This is a genomic window from Natronococcus occultus SP4, assembly GCF_000328685.1.
GTDB lineage: Archaea > Halobacteriota > Halobacteria > Halobacteriales > Natrialbaceae > Natronococcus > Natronococcus occultus.
The window spans coordinates 3048595-3063971 of sequence record NC_019974.1 but is presented as its reverse complement, the minus strand read 5'-3'; the positions used below and the strand labels follow the sequence as shown (position 1 = coordinate 3063971).

Below are 15377 nucleotides of genomic sequence, written 5' to 3'. Positions count from 1 at the left end.
ATACTCCATAGCTGGGATTTCTACCACATTCAGCCACAATATTCACAAAGAGGCGAACAATCCTGGAATGCTACTCGAGGAGTGCTCGATCAGTTGTCCGGGCGCCTGGATCACTGCTTTCGACGCGCCGATAACTCCGATGTTTGTATACCGATGTTTGTATATATTCGACTACTACGGTATCTGTTCGGTGATCTCCTCGCTTCGGTCGGCCATATTCATGTTTAGCTCGACGAGGTTAGCGGTGCGTATTACTAATTCGGGGATCTCATTGTGAACCCGATCACCGTCGAAAATACTCGTGGGGCCGGAAACGCTCAACGAACCGATAACGTCACCGGATCGATCGGTAATCGGTGCACCGACTGCTCGAAACCCTTCGATCTCCTCTTCGTCGTTGATCGAATACCCTCTCTCCCGGATGTCGGCGAGTTCGTCGAAAAGCTCCTGTCGGTTCGTTATCGTGTGTTCCGTCCGCTTCGGGAGCCCGTGCTCGTCGATTATCTCATCGACACGTTCGGTGGCGAGGGACGCCAGTATCGCCTTCCCTGACGCAGTGATATGCAAAAAGTCGCGTTGCTGAAATTTGGCAGATTGATACTCGCTGCCGACCGCTTCCTCTCCTCGCGATTTGTAGAGATTGACTCCCCGACCTTTTTCTTCCACGACAATATGTGAGTACTGCCCCGTCTTCGCTGCCAGTTCGTCGATGTACTCTTTCCCTGCCCGATAGAGCGTGCTCTGATTCCGGACGTACTCTCCGTACACCAGCATCGTGTACGCCAGCTCGTACTGATTTCCGTTCTGTACAACCATTTCTTCCTGTTCGAGCGTTCTGAGATACGTATAGATCGTTCCCCGATTCATGTCCATAATTTCCGCGAGCTCAGTTATTTGCGCCCCGTCTAGCCGCATCAAGGTATTGAGTATCTTGACTGCTCTACTGAGCGTTTTTAGCGTTCGTGGTGAATCCGACTCGCTCATAGCGAACGTTCTCCGCAAGCGCGTATAACCGTTTTGTATTATGCAAACATATCGAGAGCTACCGTTCGCAGGATCTAGCGGCTCGGACGACGCGACAACGGGACCACCCAACCGCGATCAGGTACCTACTCCGAGAGCAGTGGTCATCTTCCCGGGGCAAACCGCCACTCTGGGAGCCATGTACATTTATGTAGCGGAAGACTAATACGTCAGTTGGAGTCCCCCCAACAACCGGACCGATGACCCGAGCTCAGCGTTCGACTGCTGTCTGGACTTCGTGTCCGGCCCTACGAATATGACAGATAACATACACGACCCGATCGACCCCGCTATCTCGAACGTTAATATCGATCGCCTGAAAGCAGATATTGAAACGAACGCCGAATTCGGCCGAGTGGAAACGGCTGTCGGAAGCGGACGGACCCTCTTACCCGGAACCGAGGAGAACAAACGCGCCCGGGAATACCTCTTAGACCGGTTTTCCGACGTCGGTCTAACGGTCCACGTCGATCCAGTAGGAAACGTCCTCGGTCGATATCGCCCAGCGGACGTACCGAGGTCTACGCCGCCGGTTGCCGCCGGGAGCCATCTGGACTCCGTACCCGAAGGTGGTATCTTCGACGGTCCACTCGGTGTCTACGGTGCACTTGAAGCCGTCCGTGCGATCGATGAAGCGGACGTCGAGTTGGCCCATCCGATCGACGTGGTATCGTTCACGGCGGAAGAAGGGGGCCGTTTCACTGATGGTGTGCTTGGTTCGTCCGTCGCTGCAGGATCACTTTCACCCGAAGAAGCGCTCGAACTGACGGATAGCGACGGAACAACGTTACGAACCGCGTTCGAGGACATCGGGTTCTCCGGTACCGATACGATCAGCGCAGCGGACTGGGACTCTTGGCTCGAGTTACACATCGAGCAAGGGCGGACGCTCGAAAAGGCCGACCTGCCGGTGGGCGTCGTCACCGATATCGTCGGGACGATACGATGCCACATTACGGTGCACGGCGAGTCGAACCACTCGGGAACGACGTCGATGGCGGACCGCGTCGACGCGTTAGTGCCCGCTACCGAACTGATCGGGGAGATAGCGGAGGTCGCTCGAGAGCACTCCGACGCCGACGGAACTACCGTGGCGACGGTCGGCGACGTGAACGTCGAGCCGGGTGCCACTAATGTTATCCCCGGGAAAGTTACGTTCCCGATCGATATCCGGAGTACGAACTACGCGAAAATGATCGATATCGTGGATCGGATCGAATCGAATCTCGCTCGACTAGAGAGAGAACGCGGCGTCGAAACCACGTACCAATCCAATTACGATATCGAACCGACACCGATGAGCGGTCGATGTCAGAAGGCGTTACGGACGTCGGCAGATCGGATCGGAGTCGAAGCCGGTGAGTTACATTCCGGAGCCGGTCATGATACGATGCAGATCGCTCGCAAAACCGACGCGGGTCTACTGTTCGTCCCGTCTGAAGACGGTGTTTCGCACACTCCCCGGGAGTGGACCGACTGGTCGATCTGTCACACCGGCGTCGAAGTCCTTGCAGGGGCGATCGTACGGTTGGCAGTACAAGACGAGCGGTAGCGGACCCGTACAGTTAAGAGAACGGACTCGAAATATTCGGACGGAGCTTCCATGACACAGTTGACTATTGACGTTGCCGATTACGCGTTCGAAGCGGACGTGTTCGAGGAGAAAGCACCCGAGTCGGTCGAGGCGATGCGGGAGTTTTTACCCCTCGAATCCACGCTGATGCACGTTCGCTACAGCGGTATCGCGACGTGGATCAACATCGACGAGATTGAGCTTCCGAACCTCCCTCGAGAGAACCACACGGCGTACCCGTCCCGTGGAGACGTGTTGCTCTACCCGGGGTATCGGAACGAACAGGAGATCCTCGTCGCGTGCGGTCCGACCCGTTTCAGCAGTCCCGCCGGAGAACTCGCCGGAAACCACGTTGCGACGATCGACGCATCCGCAGAGACGCTCAAAGAACTGGAGGAGCGAACGCTTCACGAGGGTGCGTTCGACGTCACGCTATCGATGAGGTGACGTGCCAAAATACAGACCACCGGGGAGTAACACCGCTACGGCCCGTTTTGGCGATAGAAGTACCTTCGTATAGTTAGCCGATTTCGGAACGGTTGTGGATCGGACCTTCGAGTTCGGTTAGTCGACCCCCACTCCGATCATTGTGGACCGCCAGGACCTCGCTCACGATACTGAAGCCGATCTCCGTCGGGCTATCGCTGCCGAGAGCAAGGCCACAGGGCGCTGCGATCCGGTCCAAATCGGCCGTATCGAGCGTGCGATCCATCGACTCTCGTAACTCCCGAAACCGCTTCCGCGGTCCCATGACCCCGATGTACGGAACTGCGGTTTCGAGAAGGCTGTCCAGTGCGAGCTGATCGTCGATGAAATTGTGTGACATCAAGACAGCGAAGGTACTGCTTGGAGCCTCGACGAGATCACCGAGTTGTGGCGGGCGTATCGAGGACACATCAGTGGCGTCGGGGAACCGGTCGGCGTCGGCGTGACCGCTTCGTGCCGTGACGACGTGAACGCGGAAGCCGGCCCGAGAAGCTAACGACGTGACTGGATTGACGTCCTCCTGGCCACCAAACAGCAGGAGGGTCGGCGTCGGTGTAAGGCGGTTCACGAACACACGTATCGTTCCGGCGTTCGTCGTCACAGAGAGACTGCCAGTCGCTTTCGAAGCCGTCGCATCGAGTCGGTTCTCGATCGAGGTTACGACCGGCTCCGGCAGCGAATTGCGCTCCGTCGAAGACCACCCGTCCGACGTGAGGACGGTTCGGTCCCCAGCGCTGACGGTCGAAGCTGTCGATTCGACGGCAGTCAGAACCGTCACAGGGAGATTCTCTCGTAACTCGTCGAGAGCGGGACGGAAACTCGCGTCGAGGGGTTCGAAAAGGATATCGATCACGCCGTTACAACCCAGTCCAAGCCCCCATGCATCGTCGTCGTCTTGAAGGTCGAACGTTCGTAACTGTGGCTCCCCGTCCGCAACGATTTTCCGAGCAGCATCGATCACCGACTCTTTCAGACACCCAGCGGTGACGGCTCCCGTGCTTTCGCCGGTCGGCTCGACGACTGTTCTTGCACCCGGCCGTCGGTAGCCCGATCCGTCGACGCTCACAACGGTCGCAACGATCGCCGTTGACTCCTCGCGCAGATGCCTTCGCATCGACCGCCGGACGTCCCTGCTAGTCGCATTCCAGGGCTGCGCAGGTGAATAGGTCATTGTGGTATAAGATCACAGCACCAGGTGTTAACCTATCTGCTCTTGGCAAGTATCTCGTCAACTGCTGGTCCAATCGAAATATAGCTCCGGAGTACCCGTGATCGGTTCAGAACTGTAGACTGAAAGAAACGTTTATCCGATCGTACACAAACCATGCGTGTGAATGTCGATGAGAGAATACGGCGTCCGTACTGGACTCTACGAGAGCGTTTCCACCACAACAAGGTTTCCAGCGGGTAATCGTCGAGGGGAGCAATGACTGCTCTGCTCGTTACGAACGGGCAGATCGTTACCCAGAACGCCGACCGCGAGATCATCAAGGACGGAGCAGTTGCAATCACCGATGATCGTATCACGGCCGTTGGCGAGACTGCTACTATCGAGGCCGAATACGACGCAGATCGCCGTATCGACGCCGAGGGCGGAGCGATCGTTCCCGGGTTGATCAACGCCCACACGCACGTTTCGGATATCCTTTTTCGCGGTGCGTTCGCCGCGGACCGCGGACTGTACGATTGGCTGTACAACGTCAAACGGCCCGGCTCGGTCGCGATGACCCCCGAAGAACACGCGATCGCTGCGAGACTCTACTGTCTGGAGGCCATCCAGGCCGGCGTGACGACGTTCGTGGAGAACGATACCGAGATCATCTGGGACCGGACCGAGACGATCGACGCCAAACTCGGCGTGTACGAAGCATCGGGTATTCGAAACGTTTACGGCGCCGGGTTCGCGGACTGTCCGCCGGACGAGACGATGGCCGCCCTGCTCGCGGACATCCAGGCTCGGAATCCGGACGTGAGTCGTCCTCCCTCCGATCGCTTCGCGGTCGATACCGACCAGGCGATCGCGGAGACGACGGCGCTCATCGAGACCTACCACGGGAGTGCGGAGGGGCGCCAGTCGGTCTGGCCGACACCGATCGTCCTCGAGTCCACGACGACGCGGGGATTTCAGGAGGCCTATCGCCTGGCCGAGGAGTACGACGTCATGACGACGGCCCACGTCGCCGAAGCCGAGGTCGAAGAGCAGGGGATCGCCCTCTCGAGCGTCGGTTATCTGCGGAATATCGGATATCTCGGTGATCGCGCACTGCTCGGTCACTGCGTGCAGCTCGATCCGGCCGACGTACGGCTGCTGGCGCGAACGGGGACCGCGGTCGCACACAACTTTATGGCGAACATGCGACTCGCGACTGGGTTTGCCCCGATTGTGGCGATGCTGGACTGTGGCGTCACCGTCGGGCTGGGGACGGACAACGCGAACCTGAACGATACGGTGAACCCACTTTCGGACGTTCGGGCGGTCGCGAGCGCGCACAAGGGCTATCACCGCGATCCAAGCGTCGTTCCGGCACAGACCGCCTTCGATATGGTGACGATCGACGGAGCGCGTGCTATCGGACGCGAGGACGAGCTCGGCTCTATCGAGCCCGGCAAGCAGGCGGATATCGCGATCGTGGATCTCGATCACCCACACCTTACACCGTGTTCAGATCCCGTCTCCACACTGGTGTACGCGGCGCAGGGGTTCGAAATCGACACCGTGATCTGTGCCGGTACTCTCGTGATGGACGGCCGCGACGTTCTATCGTTCGACGAGCCGCTCGACGAGATCACGAGTGATGCAGCAACGGCCGCCGAAGCCGTCGTCAAGCGTGTCGGGATCGAGTAGCGCTCGGCTGGGGTCACTCACGAACGGAGTCGGCTCCGCAGCTGTCAGTCGACAGCGAGGGGTAGCGCGCTCGACTGCGACGATTCCGTTTTCGCCGTCGGAGTGCTGTCCGAACCGTAGTCCTCGGTTCGATACTGCCTTTCGAACGGATCACTAACAATCAGTGATCCGCAATCGCCCGAGCGATCGCCCGTCGGCAGTAGGATTGAACGAGACGCAGCCGGTGCTGACCGGCGGCCGTGTCGGTAGCGATCAGCGCCGCTGGATCGATGTCTTCAGAAGCAGCGTCCGCGGCTGCTGTCAGCGACTCGTCGTCGATGGGACCGCCCACGAGCGTTCGCTCGACGCTCGGCAATCGAATCGGGTACGGCTTCGCGCCGTTTACGGCGACACGCGCTCTCGTCACGGCGTCGCCGTCCGTCTCGAGGACGGCGGCAGCGCCGACGATGGCGTAGCCGGAGTACTCAGAGGTTCGCACGTAGCCGCTTCGCTGGGCGTTCGGGACGACGATTTCGGTGACGAGCTCGTCGGAGTGACACGCGGTCTCGCCCGGTCCGCGGAACCAGTCGTCGGCGTCGATCGTCCGTTCGCCGTCCGGACCGCGGACGACGAGCCGACCGTCGAGAGCGAGGAAGGCAGCCGGAGCATCGTATTTCGGGTCGGCGAACACGAGATTTCCCGCGATCGTCCCTCGGTGTTTCGCCTGAAAGTCGCCTACGGAGTCGGTTGCGTCCGCAAGCGCGCGGGCGCGCTCTCGAACGGCGGTCGACGCAGCAATCCGGTCGTGTGTCGTTACCGCGCCGATACGAAGCGTCGCTTTCTCGCGCGTGATGCCGCGAAGGGAGGGAACGGCGGTGATGTCGACGAGACGGTCCGGCGTTTCGATCCCGTCTTTCAACAGCGGGACCAGGCTGTAGCCGCCGCCGAGCACGCGTGTGTCGGTGTCCTCGCTGAGGAGCGCGAGTGCCTCGTCGACGCTCTCGACGCAAACGCACTCGGTCTGGTGGCGGATCGACATTCAGCGACCCTCCTGGAGTCCGTCCCAGACTCTCGATGAGGTGATCGGTAGTTCGGCGACCCGGACGTCAACAGCGTCTCGGATCGCGTTTGCGACCGCCGCTGGCGGCCCAAGGGCCGTCACTTCGCCGACACTTTTCGCGCCGAATGGGCCCGTCGGCTCGTACGTTTCGACCAGCTCCGTGTCGATTTCTGGGAGATCCGGTGCGTGCATCACGTCGTAGTCCCGCAGACCGCGGAGCTCCGGCGCACCGCTGTCGTCGAACGAGAGCTCTTCGGAGAGGGTCTGTCCGAGCCCCATCACCGCCCCGCCGATGATTTGTCCGCGCACGTTGGCCGGATTGACCGCCCGTCCGCAGTCGACGGCGTTGACGAGACGAAGCACCTCGAACTCGCCGGTTTCGGTGTCGACCTCGACCGCCGCGAGCTGCGCGGCGAAGGGTTTCGGCGAGAGCGCCGTGAAATGCTTGCCGTGTCCCGTCAGGCGACGCTTCGGACCGCGCGTGCCCTCGAACGCCGTCGCAGCGAACTGCTCGAGGGTCATCGCGTCCTCGCCGGGGATCCGTACCTCCCCGTCGGCGATCTCGACCGACTCCGGGGCGACCTCGAACCACTCGCCGGCGAGCTCCCGGACGCTCGCCGCGAGGTCGCGAGCGGCTTTTTCGGTCGCGTTCCCGCTGATGTAGGTCGTACTGCTCGCGTACGCGCCGTTGTCCCACGGCGTCGCGTCGGTGTCGTCTGCCTTCACGTACACCGACTCGGTATCGAGGCCGAGGACGCCCGCCGCGATCTGCCCCATCACCGTCTCTGAACCCTGTCCGGTGTCGCCGACCCCGACCCGGATGGTAAGTGTCCCGTCGTCTTCGAGCGTCATGTCACAGCGGGAGAACTCGCTGCTCGGGACGCCGGACTTGGCCATCGTGAGCGCGACGCCGTATCCGCGTCGGTACCGGTCGTCCTCGGGTTCGGCCGGCCCCTCCGTCCACCCGATGGTCTCGGCAGCGCGCTCGAGACAGTCGGTGACCCCGACGGTCGAGAGCGTTTTTTCGCTCTCGCTGTACGCCGGTTCGAAGCTTCCCTCTCCCGCCTCGATCGTGTTCCGACGGCGGAATTCGACGGGATCCATCCCGATCGCCGCGGCGACTTCGTCGACGTGACTCTCGAGACCGAACGTTCCCTGTACTGCGCCGTATCCCCGCATCGCGCCGCCGGGCGGACGGTTCGTGTACACTGCCCGTCCGGTGAACAGACGGTTCTCGCAGGGGTACACCGACATCGGTTCGTGGGCGGCGTTTGCGAGCACTGCGAACGCGTGGCAGCCGTAGGCGCCCGTGTTCGAGGTGATATCGACGTGCATGCCCGTGATCGTTCCGTCCTCGCGGACTCCCGTTTTGATACGCAGTGTTTGGGCGTGACGGGTCTGGGAAACGTGGAGGTCTTCCTTTCGCTCGTTACGCAGCCGAACTTTCTCGCCGGTCTCGAGGGCCAGCGCCGCCGCGATGAACTGACCCGGTACCGTATCCTGTCTGACGCCGAACCCGCCACCGACGCGAGGTTTGATCACTCGCACGTCGGTTCGGTTCAGATCGAACGCGCGGGCGATCTTGTCTCGACAGATATGAGAGACCTGCGTCGTGGTCCGCAGAACCAACCGCTCACGGTCGTCGATCCACGCGATCGTCGTGTTCACTTCCATCGGAAGGTGTTGGACGACCTGGGTTTCGTACTCGCCTTCGACGACCGCGTCCGCGTTCTCGAAGCCCGCCTCGACATCGCCTTCTTCGTGGCTGGTTTCACAGACGATATTGCGCTTCGGGTCCGCGTTCTCCTGTGGATTCTCGTACGCTTCAGGGTGAAGTGTCGGCGCCCCGGGTTCCATCGCGGATCGAGCGTCGAGGACGTGTTCGTGGACGTCGTAATCAACCTCGATGGCGTCGACCGCGCGCTCCGCGGCGTCCGCAGTTCGTGCGGCGACGGCCGCGACGGGCTCGCCGACGAACCGGACCGTCTCGTTCAGGACGCGCTCGTCGAACGGAGCGGGAGCGGGATAGGGGAACCCGGTCCGGGTAAAGCGCTCGTCGGGAACGTCCTCGTGAGTGAGAACCGCGCGCACGCCGTCGAGCGACGCTGCCGCCTCCGTGTCGATCGCTCGGATGCGAGCGTGGGCGTGCGGACTCCGGAGGATTCGGACAGCGAGGGTGTCGGGAGTCGGGACGTCGTCGGTGTATCGGGCGTTACCGGTAACGAGCCCCCAGCCGTCGACTTTGTCGACGGATTCTCCGACGGGTGGCTTCGTTTCGGCTGCGGCGGTTCGCGGGGGTGATTCCGGCTCCGGTCGCGTCATCCTATTTCTCCCCTCCTGCCGAGACCTCCGAACCGGACAGCCGGTCGGCCGCGGCCTGTACCGCCTCGATCTGTTGGACGTACCCCGTGCATCGGCAAATATTCCCGCTCAGTGCATCGGCGACCTCCGCTTCGGTCGGATCGTCGTTTCGTTCGAGGAGGTGGTACGCCGCTAGCAACACGCCGGGAATGCAGAATCCACACTGGGCGGCACCCCGGTCGAGGAACTCCTGCTGAAGCGGGTGGAGCTCCCCGTCGTCGTCGAGCAATCCCTTGACTGTCATCACGTCCTCGCCGTCGCAGTTTGCCGCCGGTACGAGACAGGACCGAGTGATGCGACCGTCTCCGAGGATGACGTTACAGGCTCCGCACACTCCTTCGTCGCAGCCATTTTTGACGCCGTAGTAGCCCGCATTTCGAAGGCTTTCCATGAGCGTCTCATCACGACCGATTTCGAGCCGTTCGTCCTCTCCGTTTATGCAGACTTGAATACTAGTTACTGTATCTTCTCGTGGCATACTTCCTGATATGGAGGCTCACGGCGAATTAAGCTTTGGGATCGTACACTAATTCCGCCAGCCCGGTTCGACACGACCTGTCGGTCCGGCGTGTTGGTTGACGGGTGATTGCTCCCTGCGGTCGAACGAATATTGGGGTAAGAGGAAATTTTAAATATAAACACAGATGTAGTAGGATGCGTCATAGAATGTCAAGCGATACCGGCGGAGAGATTAGTTTATCGTACGGTCTCGAGGACAAACCCCCATTACCCACAGCCATTGCACTCGCAATACAACACGTTGCGGTGATGATCGTTCCGACGACGGCGGTCGCGTTCATCGTCGCCGGCGACGTCGGACTCGGTGCTGGTGAGACTGGCTATCTGGTGCAGATGGTGTTGCTCTTTTCGGGGTTAGCGACGATCGTTCAGGCGTATACTGTCGGCCCCGTCGGAGCGAAACTCCCGATCGTAATGGGGACCAGCTTCGCGTTCGTCGGAGCGGCGGGTGCAATCGGTGCAGAGTACGGACTAGCGGCCGTCTTCGGTGCACTCGCTCTTTCCGGCTTCCTCGTCGAGGGTGTCATCGGCTGGCAGTTCAAACGCATTAAACCCTACTTCCCGCCGCTTGTCACCGGCCTCATCGTAGTCATCATCGGGCTCTACCTCATTCCGGTCGGAATGGAGTACTCGGCCGGCGGCGTCGGCTCGCCGGACTTCGGGTCGCTTCAGAACCTCGGCCTCGCGGCATCCGTTATGGGAATCGCAGTCCTCTGTAACCTGTTTCTTCGCGGCACCGCACGGGTTCTGAGCATCATTCTCGGTATCAGCGTCGGCTACGTCCTCGCAGTTGCGATGGGCATGGTGGACTTCAGCCCAGTCGTGGAGGCTAACTGGATCGAGATCCCGACGCCCGGTGAGTTCGGATACGAATTCGAACCGGTAGCGATCCTCACCTTCGGATTCCTGTTTCTGGTCTCTGCGATGGAAACGGTCGGGGATATGACCGGTATTACGGCGGCCGAAGGGCGGAACCCGACGAACCGTGAACTGCGCGGTGGGATCTTCGCGGACGGCTTCATGAGTTCGATCGGTGCCCTGTTTAGCGCGTTTCCGACGACTTCCTTCTCACAGAACGTCGGGATTGTCAACTTCACCGGCGTGATGAGCCGTCACGTCGTCGGAATCGGTGGTGTCCTGCTTGTCGGGCTCGGACTCATTCCGAAGGTCGGTGCGACGGTCGCGGCGACGCCCGACGCAGTGTTCGGCGGTGCGGTGCTCGTGATGGTCGGTATGGTCGCAGCCAGCGGAATGCGGCTGCTGTTCCTGAACATCGAGATGGACCGCCGGAACATGGTTATTATCGCGACCGCGCTCGGTCTCGGTCTCGGGGTTGAAGTCGTCCCGGAAGCGCTACAGGGACTCCCCGGTGCGGCCGAGATGTTCTTCGGCGAACCCGTCATCATGGTCGGTCTCACTGCACTGCTTCTGAATACGTTTGTGCCCGGTGAACAGAGCCCACTGTTCGACGATCCGGACACGGACGTAGCGATCGAAGAACCGATCAACGGGTCGGTGACAGAAGACGACTAACCCAATCAGTGAAACGATATCTCGTCTCTGGGAAGACGTCATCCATCGCCAGTAGCGTCTCGGCGTCTCGAGGATCGATCGGTATCTGACGCGCTTCGTCTTTCGGACCAACCGTTCTCCAGGCTCGCATCTTTTCCCACCTGTAACCGACTGTACAACATATCGGGATGTTACGAGTATTCATATTGTTTACTGCCGTCCATACCCATTTGTCGGAACGGGGTCCAGCAAGACGCGCGATCGTACTGGCCTGGGATTACTGATCCTATATAAATTGTATTTTATCGGCAATATCTAAACGATGGCTATAAATTGTATACTTCAGCTCCTACTCGTCTACTATGGACCAGATCAGCTTGAATAGCAGCCAGAAACTGATCCTGACTACGCTAATCAACAAGCATCAATCGAACGGCTCTCCGGTAAGCGCTCGAGTCATTGCTAACGAGATCGATCGCGCACCAGGGACGATTCGCAATCAGATGCGAATGCTTGCAACGACCGGACTCGTGGAAAGCGTAGCCGGCCCGAAGGGAGGGTACAAACCGACCGAAGCCGCTTTAACGTTACTCGATCGGCAGCACGTCGACGGCACTGAAACGATCACTCTCGCTAGCGATTACGAGCGTGTCAGTGCGACTGTGGACGATATCGATTTCACGAACGTCCATCATCCGGAACTGTGTCGGGCCCAGATCCACTTCCAGCACTCAATTCAGCATCTCGAAGAGGGGGATGCGATTCTGGTCGGTCCGACCCCACACTCGGGGTTGGTTGTCGGTGGCGAGATCGTGGCTCTCGATACGCTTTCCAACGTAGCGATCGTCGATACCGTCCAACTCGAAGCACCGGTACAGAACGAATCGGCGTGATCGGCAGGGGGAGTTCCACTCACACAGCCCGGGACCGTGCGATGCGTTCAAACCGTACGCTCCGAACACCGCCGCGATTCCTCGCTCAATGACTCACACCGATACGACTCTTCCGCTGATAGCACCCGACGATTTCGACACCGCATCCAGCGATACCACCATCGCAGGGATCCTGTTAGCTGCGGGAACGAGTTCGCGCTTTGGCTCCGCGAACAAACTTCTCGCTCGGTTAGATGGCGAACCGGTGATCAGACAGGCAGCAAAGACGCTGCTCGCGTCAACGCTCGATTCAACGACGGTCGTCGTCGGCTTCGAGGCTGATCGAGTCCGGGAGGCACTCCGAGGACGTGACGTCAGTATCGTCGAGAACCCGGCGTACGACCGAGGACAGGCGACGTCGATGCGGACCGGTCTTCGTGCCGTTCAGCAATCCGTTGACGCCGTCGTATTCATGCTAGGCGATTTGCCGGCAGTTACACCTGACACGATCGATCTCCTCACCGACGCCTACCACGCCGGCGTCGGCGACGCACTCGCAGCGGCGTACGACGGTGATCGTGGCAACCCGGTCTTGTTCGATAGTCGCCACTTCCCGGCGCTACTCACCGTTTCAGGTGACACCGGCGGGAGACGTGTTCTACTCGAGGACGACGCTTCCGCTCTTATCGAGACGGAAGATCCGGGTACCGTCCAGGATCTAAATACGGCTGCCGATCTCGAGACGCTCGATCAGTGGGAGACTGATCGGTTCGAGTAGCTAGCATCCAACGGTTGATCCCGAGAGACCGAACTCAGCCGGTCGACACCGACTGTTTCTCCGCGAGGGTCGGAACTCGCCGTTACGTTTTCACGCCTCGATCAGCGAACGAAGCACGCAAAAAGCAATCCCGCCCGAACAGAGTATTCTTTCTCGTTCTGACGTCAAATATATAGCCGTCTCGTAGTGCCTTATATGGATATATGGGTGCTGAGTTGGTCTATAGTTACAAAAGTACTTTTGTAATACATGGGGCGCGAATATAGTACGACGGCAAAATCGTGCTCGGGACGGTCCTGCGAGAGAGCTACTCTCCTCGGCAGCTCTCGGCTTCCAGAGGCCTCCGACTCGCTGCCGTGAATCGCGTAATGGGTGCATCGAAACGGTTCAGAGACCGATTCCTGCCGTCTTTCTGAGTATCTTCGCTGGCAGTTCTTTCGAAAAACGGGTAATGGGATCCTGTTTCACCGCTGATCTGCGCTAAAAACGTGCTCCCGTTTTGCCACGGACCAACCAGAGGCCATCACTCGCGTCCTTTTTTGGCTTTCAGGTAGTCTCTCATTCACATAATGTGAACAAGACGAGCAGCCGTATTGGCGCTCCGATCGCGATTTAACAACCTGCCGAGATCACTGCCGTAATGCGGACGGCTCCTCCAGTAGCCACGCTTATAGTATTACAATAGTACGGGTGTATACATATAAGCGGTTCATTTTTCGGAAATACCGGACCGTGGTTTGGAGGCCCCCGGTGAGAACCTATTCTCATTTTCCGAACGGAAGGCCCGACTGGCAATCCCTCTGAGACGCCTTTCGATCGTTCTGTCCCGATAGAAGAGCGTCTCTCCTTACGCCTCCAGCCCGTTCATTCACATAATGGGAATCCATCTTCGGTCGACACTCGCTGAGGCAGCGAAAGACCGGTCTCTTGGGTATGAACGCAGGCCGTTGCTTTCGTAATCTTATACGACGATCTCCACAATTTGCCGTTACAGTTATGTGGTATGATTCCAACATCCAAAGTATGGCACGCCAACTAGATCGTACCAGTCGACGGAACATCCTGAGAGCAGGCGGTGCTGTTGGAACGGCAGGGCTCGCTGCAATGGCCGGCTGTGCTGGTGATCAGGAACAGCCACTCGGCAACTATCCCATCGACGGGGATACCGTCGGATACGGGTTCAACGGACCACTGTCCGGCATTCTTGCGGCGGACGGAGAGCAACAACGAGACGGCTTCGAGCTCGCTATCGATCACCTGAACAACGGTGGTGGATTGGTCGATCACATCGACGACCTGTCCGGGGACGGCGTCCTCGATTACGAGGTCGAAGGGTACACGGGAGACACCGAAGGCGACGAGAACGTCGCAACCGACACGCTCGAGCGGATGATCGACCGGGACGAGATCATGTTCTTTACGGGCGGTATCTCGAGTTCGGTCGAAGTCGCGTCGATTCCGATCGCGGCCGATAACCACGTCGTTCACGGTGCCGTCTTCTCTCACACCGGCGAGATAACGGGAACGGACTGTGGACCGTACACCTTCCGATCGGCGATGAGCGCCCGAACGAGCGCAGAGGCGCTCGCCGAAGTGCTTCCGGAGCTCTTCGGCGAGGACCAGGAGTTCTTCCAGATCTACCTGGATTACGCCTACGGACAATCGAATCGGGATCACATGCAGGCACTGATGGAAGACGAAGGGTGGACGCAGGTCGGTACCAGCGCGATCGCCTACGGTGAGACCGATCACGAGACGCAGATCAACGATCTGGCGAGCGAGGAGCCGGACGTGCTCGTGTTTACGTCGATGGGTGACGCGATGGCCAGCGGCCTCTCCCAGCTGGCTGACAGGGGGTTCGAGGACTTGGACGTCGTCGTGCCGCTTCTCAGCGCCTTCTCGATGGAGCCCGCTGGAGAGGCCGCGGAAGGTGTCGTCGGAACGGCCAACTGGCATCCCTCGGGTGGAACCGACTGGAGCGACGACTTCACCGAGGCGTTCGAGGACGAGTACGGGTACACGCCGGGACAGGCGGCGATGGAAGTGTACGATGCGTGTCTGCATTACTCCGCGGCCGTCGAAGAGAACGGATCGTTCCACCCGGAGGAGGTCGCTGAAACGCTCGAAACGTTCGAGTGGGAGTACGCGATGGGAGAGATGGGGTACAGGGAATGTGACCACCAGGCAACCCGTCCCGCGTACGTGGTCGAGGGTGTCGACGAGGAAACGTACGAGGACACCGGCATCTGGCTCGATCTCGTCGAGGAGATCCCGGGTTCCGAAACGGAGTACAGCTGTGACGAGGAGCCCGCTTCCAACTGCGAGATGCCAGCCAGAGAGGACTGAGATACCGTGAGCTCCGTTCACGA

The 15377-nt window shown here is 59.8% G+C and carries 12 protein-coding genes; 7 read left to right on the top strand and 5 right to left on the bottom strand.

Annotated features, from left to right (window positions below):
* Nucleotides 1-174 precede the first annotated feature (174 nt).
* On the bottom strand, nucleotides 175-984 hold the full coding sequence (locus NATOC_RS15035) for an IclR family transcriptional regulator (RefSeq protein WP_015322325.1): 810 nt from the start codon (nucleotides 982-984) through the stop codon (nucleotides 175-177).
* Nucleotides 985-1279: 295 nt separating this feature from the next.
* On the opposite strand from NATOC_RS15035, the gene NATOC_RS15030 reads away from it, so the two are divergent.
* Together NATOC_RS15030 and NATOC_RS15025 are read left to right on the top strand one after the other, a co-directional pair.
* Nucleotides 1280-2575, top strand: a complete 1296-nt coding sequence (locus NATOC_RS15030; RefSeq protein ID WP_015322324.1) for a M20 family metallo-hydrolase — start codon at nucleotides 1280-1282, stop codon at nucleotides 2573-2575.
* Nucleotides 2576-2626: 51 nt separating this feature from the next.
* The gene (locus NATOC_RS15025) at nucleotides 2627-3043 is read left to right on the top strand and encodes a DUF3830 family protein (RefSeq protein ID WP_015322323.1); all 417 of its coding nucleotides are present in this window, start codon (nucleotides 2627-2629) and stop codon (nucleotides 3041-3043) included.
* Nucleotides 3044-3116: 73 nt separating this feature from the next.
* On the opposite strand, the gene NATOC_RS15020 is transcribed toward NATOC_RS15025, so the two are convergent.
* Complete coding sequence (locus NATOC_RS15020) at nucleotides 3117-4196, bottom strand: XdhC family protein (protein ID WP_245549653.1); 1080 nt, start codon at nucleotides 4194-4196, stop codon at nucleotides 3117-3119.
* 312 nt (nucleotides 4197-4508) lie between these two features.
* Here NATOC_RS15020 and NATOC_RS15015 point away from each other — a divergent pair, with 312 nt between their 5' ends.
* A complete protein-coding gene (locus tag NATOC_RS15015) occupies nucleotides 4509-5927 on the top strand; it encodes an amidohydrolase family protein (protein WP_015322321.1) in 1419 nt (472 codons plus the stop codon).
* A 160-nt stretch (nucleotides 5928-6087) separates the two neighbouring features.
* On the opposite strand, the gene NATOC_RS15010 is transcribed toward NATOC_RS15015, so the two are convergent.
* The 3 genes from NATOC_RS15010 to NATOC_RS15000 are packed head-to-tail and all read right to left on the bottom strand — an operon-like array spanning nucleotide 6088 to nucleotide 9805.
* Entirely contained in the window at nucleotides 6088-6945 is an 858-nt protein-coding gene (locus NATOC_RS15010) for an FAD binding domain-containing protein (protein ID WP_015322320.1), read from the bottom strand.
* Nucleotides 6946-9288: a xanthine dehydrogenase family protein molybdopterin-binding subunit gene (locus NATOC_RS15005; RefSeq protein WP_015322319.1), complete on the bottom strand. Its 2343-nt coding sequence runs from the start codon at nucleotides 9286-9288 to the stop codon at nucleotides 6946-6948.
* Between the two features lies 1 nt (nucleotide 9289).
* Nucleotides 9290-9805 carry a (2Fe-2S)-binding protein gene (locus NATOC_RS15000; protein ID WP_015322318.1) on the bottom strand — a complete coding sequence of 172 codons (516 nt, stop codon included), beginning with the start codon at nucleotides 9803-9805 and terminating at the stop codon, nucleotides 9290-9292.
* A gap of 188 nt (nucleotides 9806-9993) precedes the next feature.
* Between NATOC_RS15000 and NATOC_RS14995 the strand changes: the two genes are divergently transcribed.
* The 4 genes from NATOC_RS14995 to NATOC_RS14980 all read left to right on the top strand — a co-directional run bounded on the left by NATOC_RS14995 (nucleotide 9994) and on the right by NATOC_RS14980 (nucleotide 15354).
* Nucleotides 9994-11379, top strand: a complete 1386-nt coding sequence (locus NATOC_RS14995; RefSeq protein WP_015322317.1) for a uracil-xanthine permease family protein — start codon at nucleotides 9994-9996, stop codon at nucleotides 11377-11379.
* Nucleotides 11380-11720: 341 nt separating this feature from the next.
* Nucleotides 11721-12251 carry an Rrf2 family transcriptional regulator gene (locus NATOC_RS14990; protein WP_015322316.1) on the top strand — a complete coding sequence of 177 codons (531 nt, stop codon included), beginning with the start codon at nucleotides 11721-11723 and terminating at the stop codon, nucleotides 12249-12251.
* A gap of 88 nt (nucleotides 12252-12339) precedes the next feature.
* Complete coding sequence (locus NATOC_RS14985) at nucleotides 12340-13008, top strand: nucleotidyltransferase family protein (protein ID WP_015322315.1); 669 nt, start codon at nucleotides 12340-12342, stop codon at nucleotides 13006-13008.
* A 1023-nt stretch (nucleotides 13009-14031) separates the two neighbouring features.
* The gene (locus NATOC_RS14980) at nucleotides 14032-15354 is read left to right on the top strand and encodes a substrate-binding protein (RefSeq protein ID WP_157224642.1); all 1323 of its coding nucleotides are present in this window, start codon (nucleotides 14032-14034) and stop codon (nucleotides 15352-15354) included.
* Nucleotides 15355-15377: the final 23 nt, after the last annotated feature.

Coding starts and splice junctions, on each gene's coding strand:
- NATOC_RS15020 (WP_245549653.1), bottom strand. CDS start 4,196: ATGCGAAGGCATCTGCGCGAGGAGTCAACGGCGATCGTTGCGACCGTT.
- NATOC_RS14980 (WP_157224642.1), top strand. CDS start 14,032: ATGGCACGCCAACTAGATCGTACCAGTCGACGGAACATCCTGAGAGCA.
- NATOC_RS14985 (WP_015322315.1), top strand. CDS start 12,340: ATGACTCACACCGATACGACTCTTCCGCTGATAGCACCCGACGATTTC.
- NATOC_RS15005 (WP_015322319.1), bottom strand. CDS start 9,288: ATGACGCGACCGGAGCCGGAATCACCCCCGCGAACCGCCGCAGCCGAA.
- NATOC_RS15010 (WP_015322320.1), bottom strand. CDS start 6,945: ATGTCGATCCGCCACCAGACCGAGTGCGTTTGCGTCGAGAGCGTCGAC.
- NATOC_RS15030 (WP_015322324.1), top strand. CDS start 1,280: ATGACAGATAACATACACGACCCGATCGACCCCGCTATCTCGAACGTT.
- NATOC_RS15035 (WP_015322325.1), bottom strand. CDS start 984: ATGAGCGAGTCGGATTCACCACGAACGCTAAAAACGCTCAGTAGAGCA.
- NATOC_RS15015 (WP_015322321.1), top strand. CDS start 4,509: ATGACTGCTCTGCTCGTTACGAACGGGCAGATCGTTACCCAGAACGCC.
- NATOC_RS15025 (WP_015322323.1), top strand. CDS start 2,627: ATGACACAGTTGACTATTGACGTTGCCGATTACGCGTTCGAAGCGGAC.
- NATOC_RS15000 (WP_015322318.1), bottom strand. CDS start 9,805: ATGCCACGAGAAGATACAGTAACTAGTATTCAAGTCTGCATAAACGGA.
- NATOC_RS14995 (WP_015322317.1), top strand. CDS start 9,994: ATGTCAAGCGATACCGGCGGAGAGATTAGTTTATCGTACGGTCTCGAG.
- NATOC_RS14990 (WP_015322316.1), top strand. CDS start 11,721: ATGGACCAGATCAGCTTGAATAGCAGCCAGAAACTGATCCTGACTACG.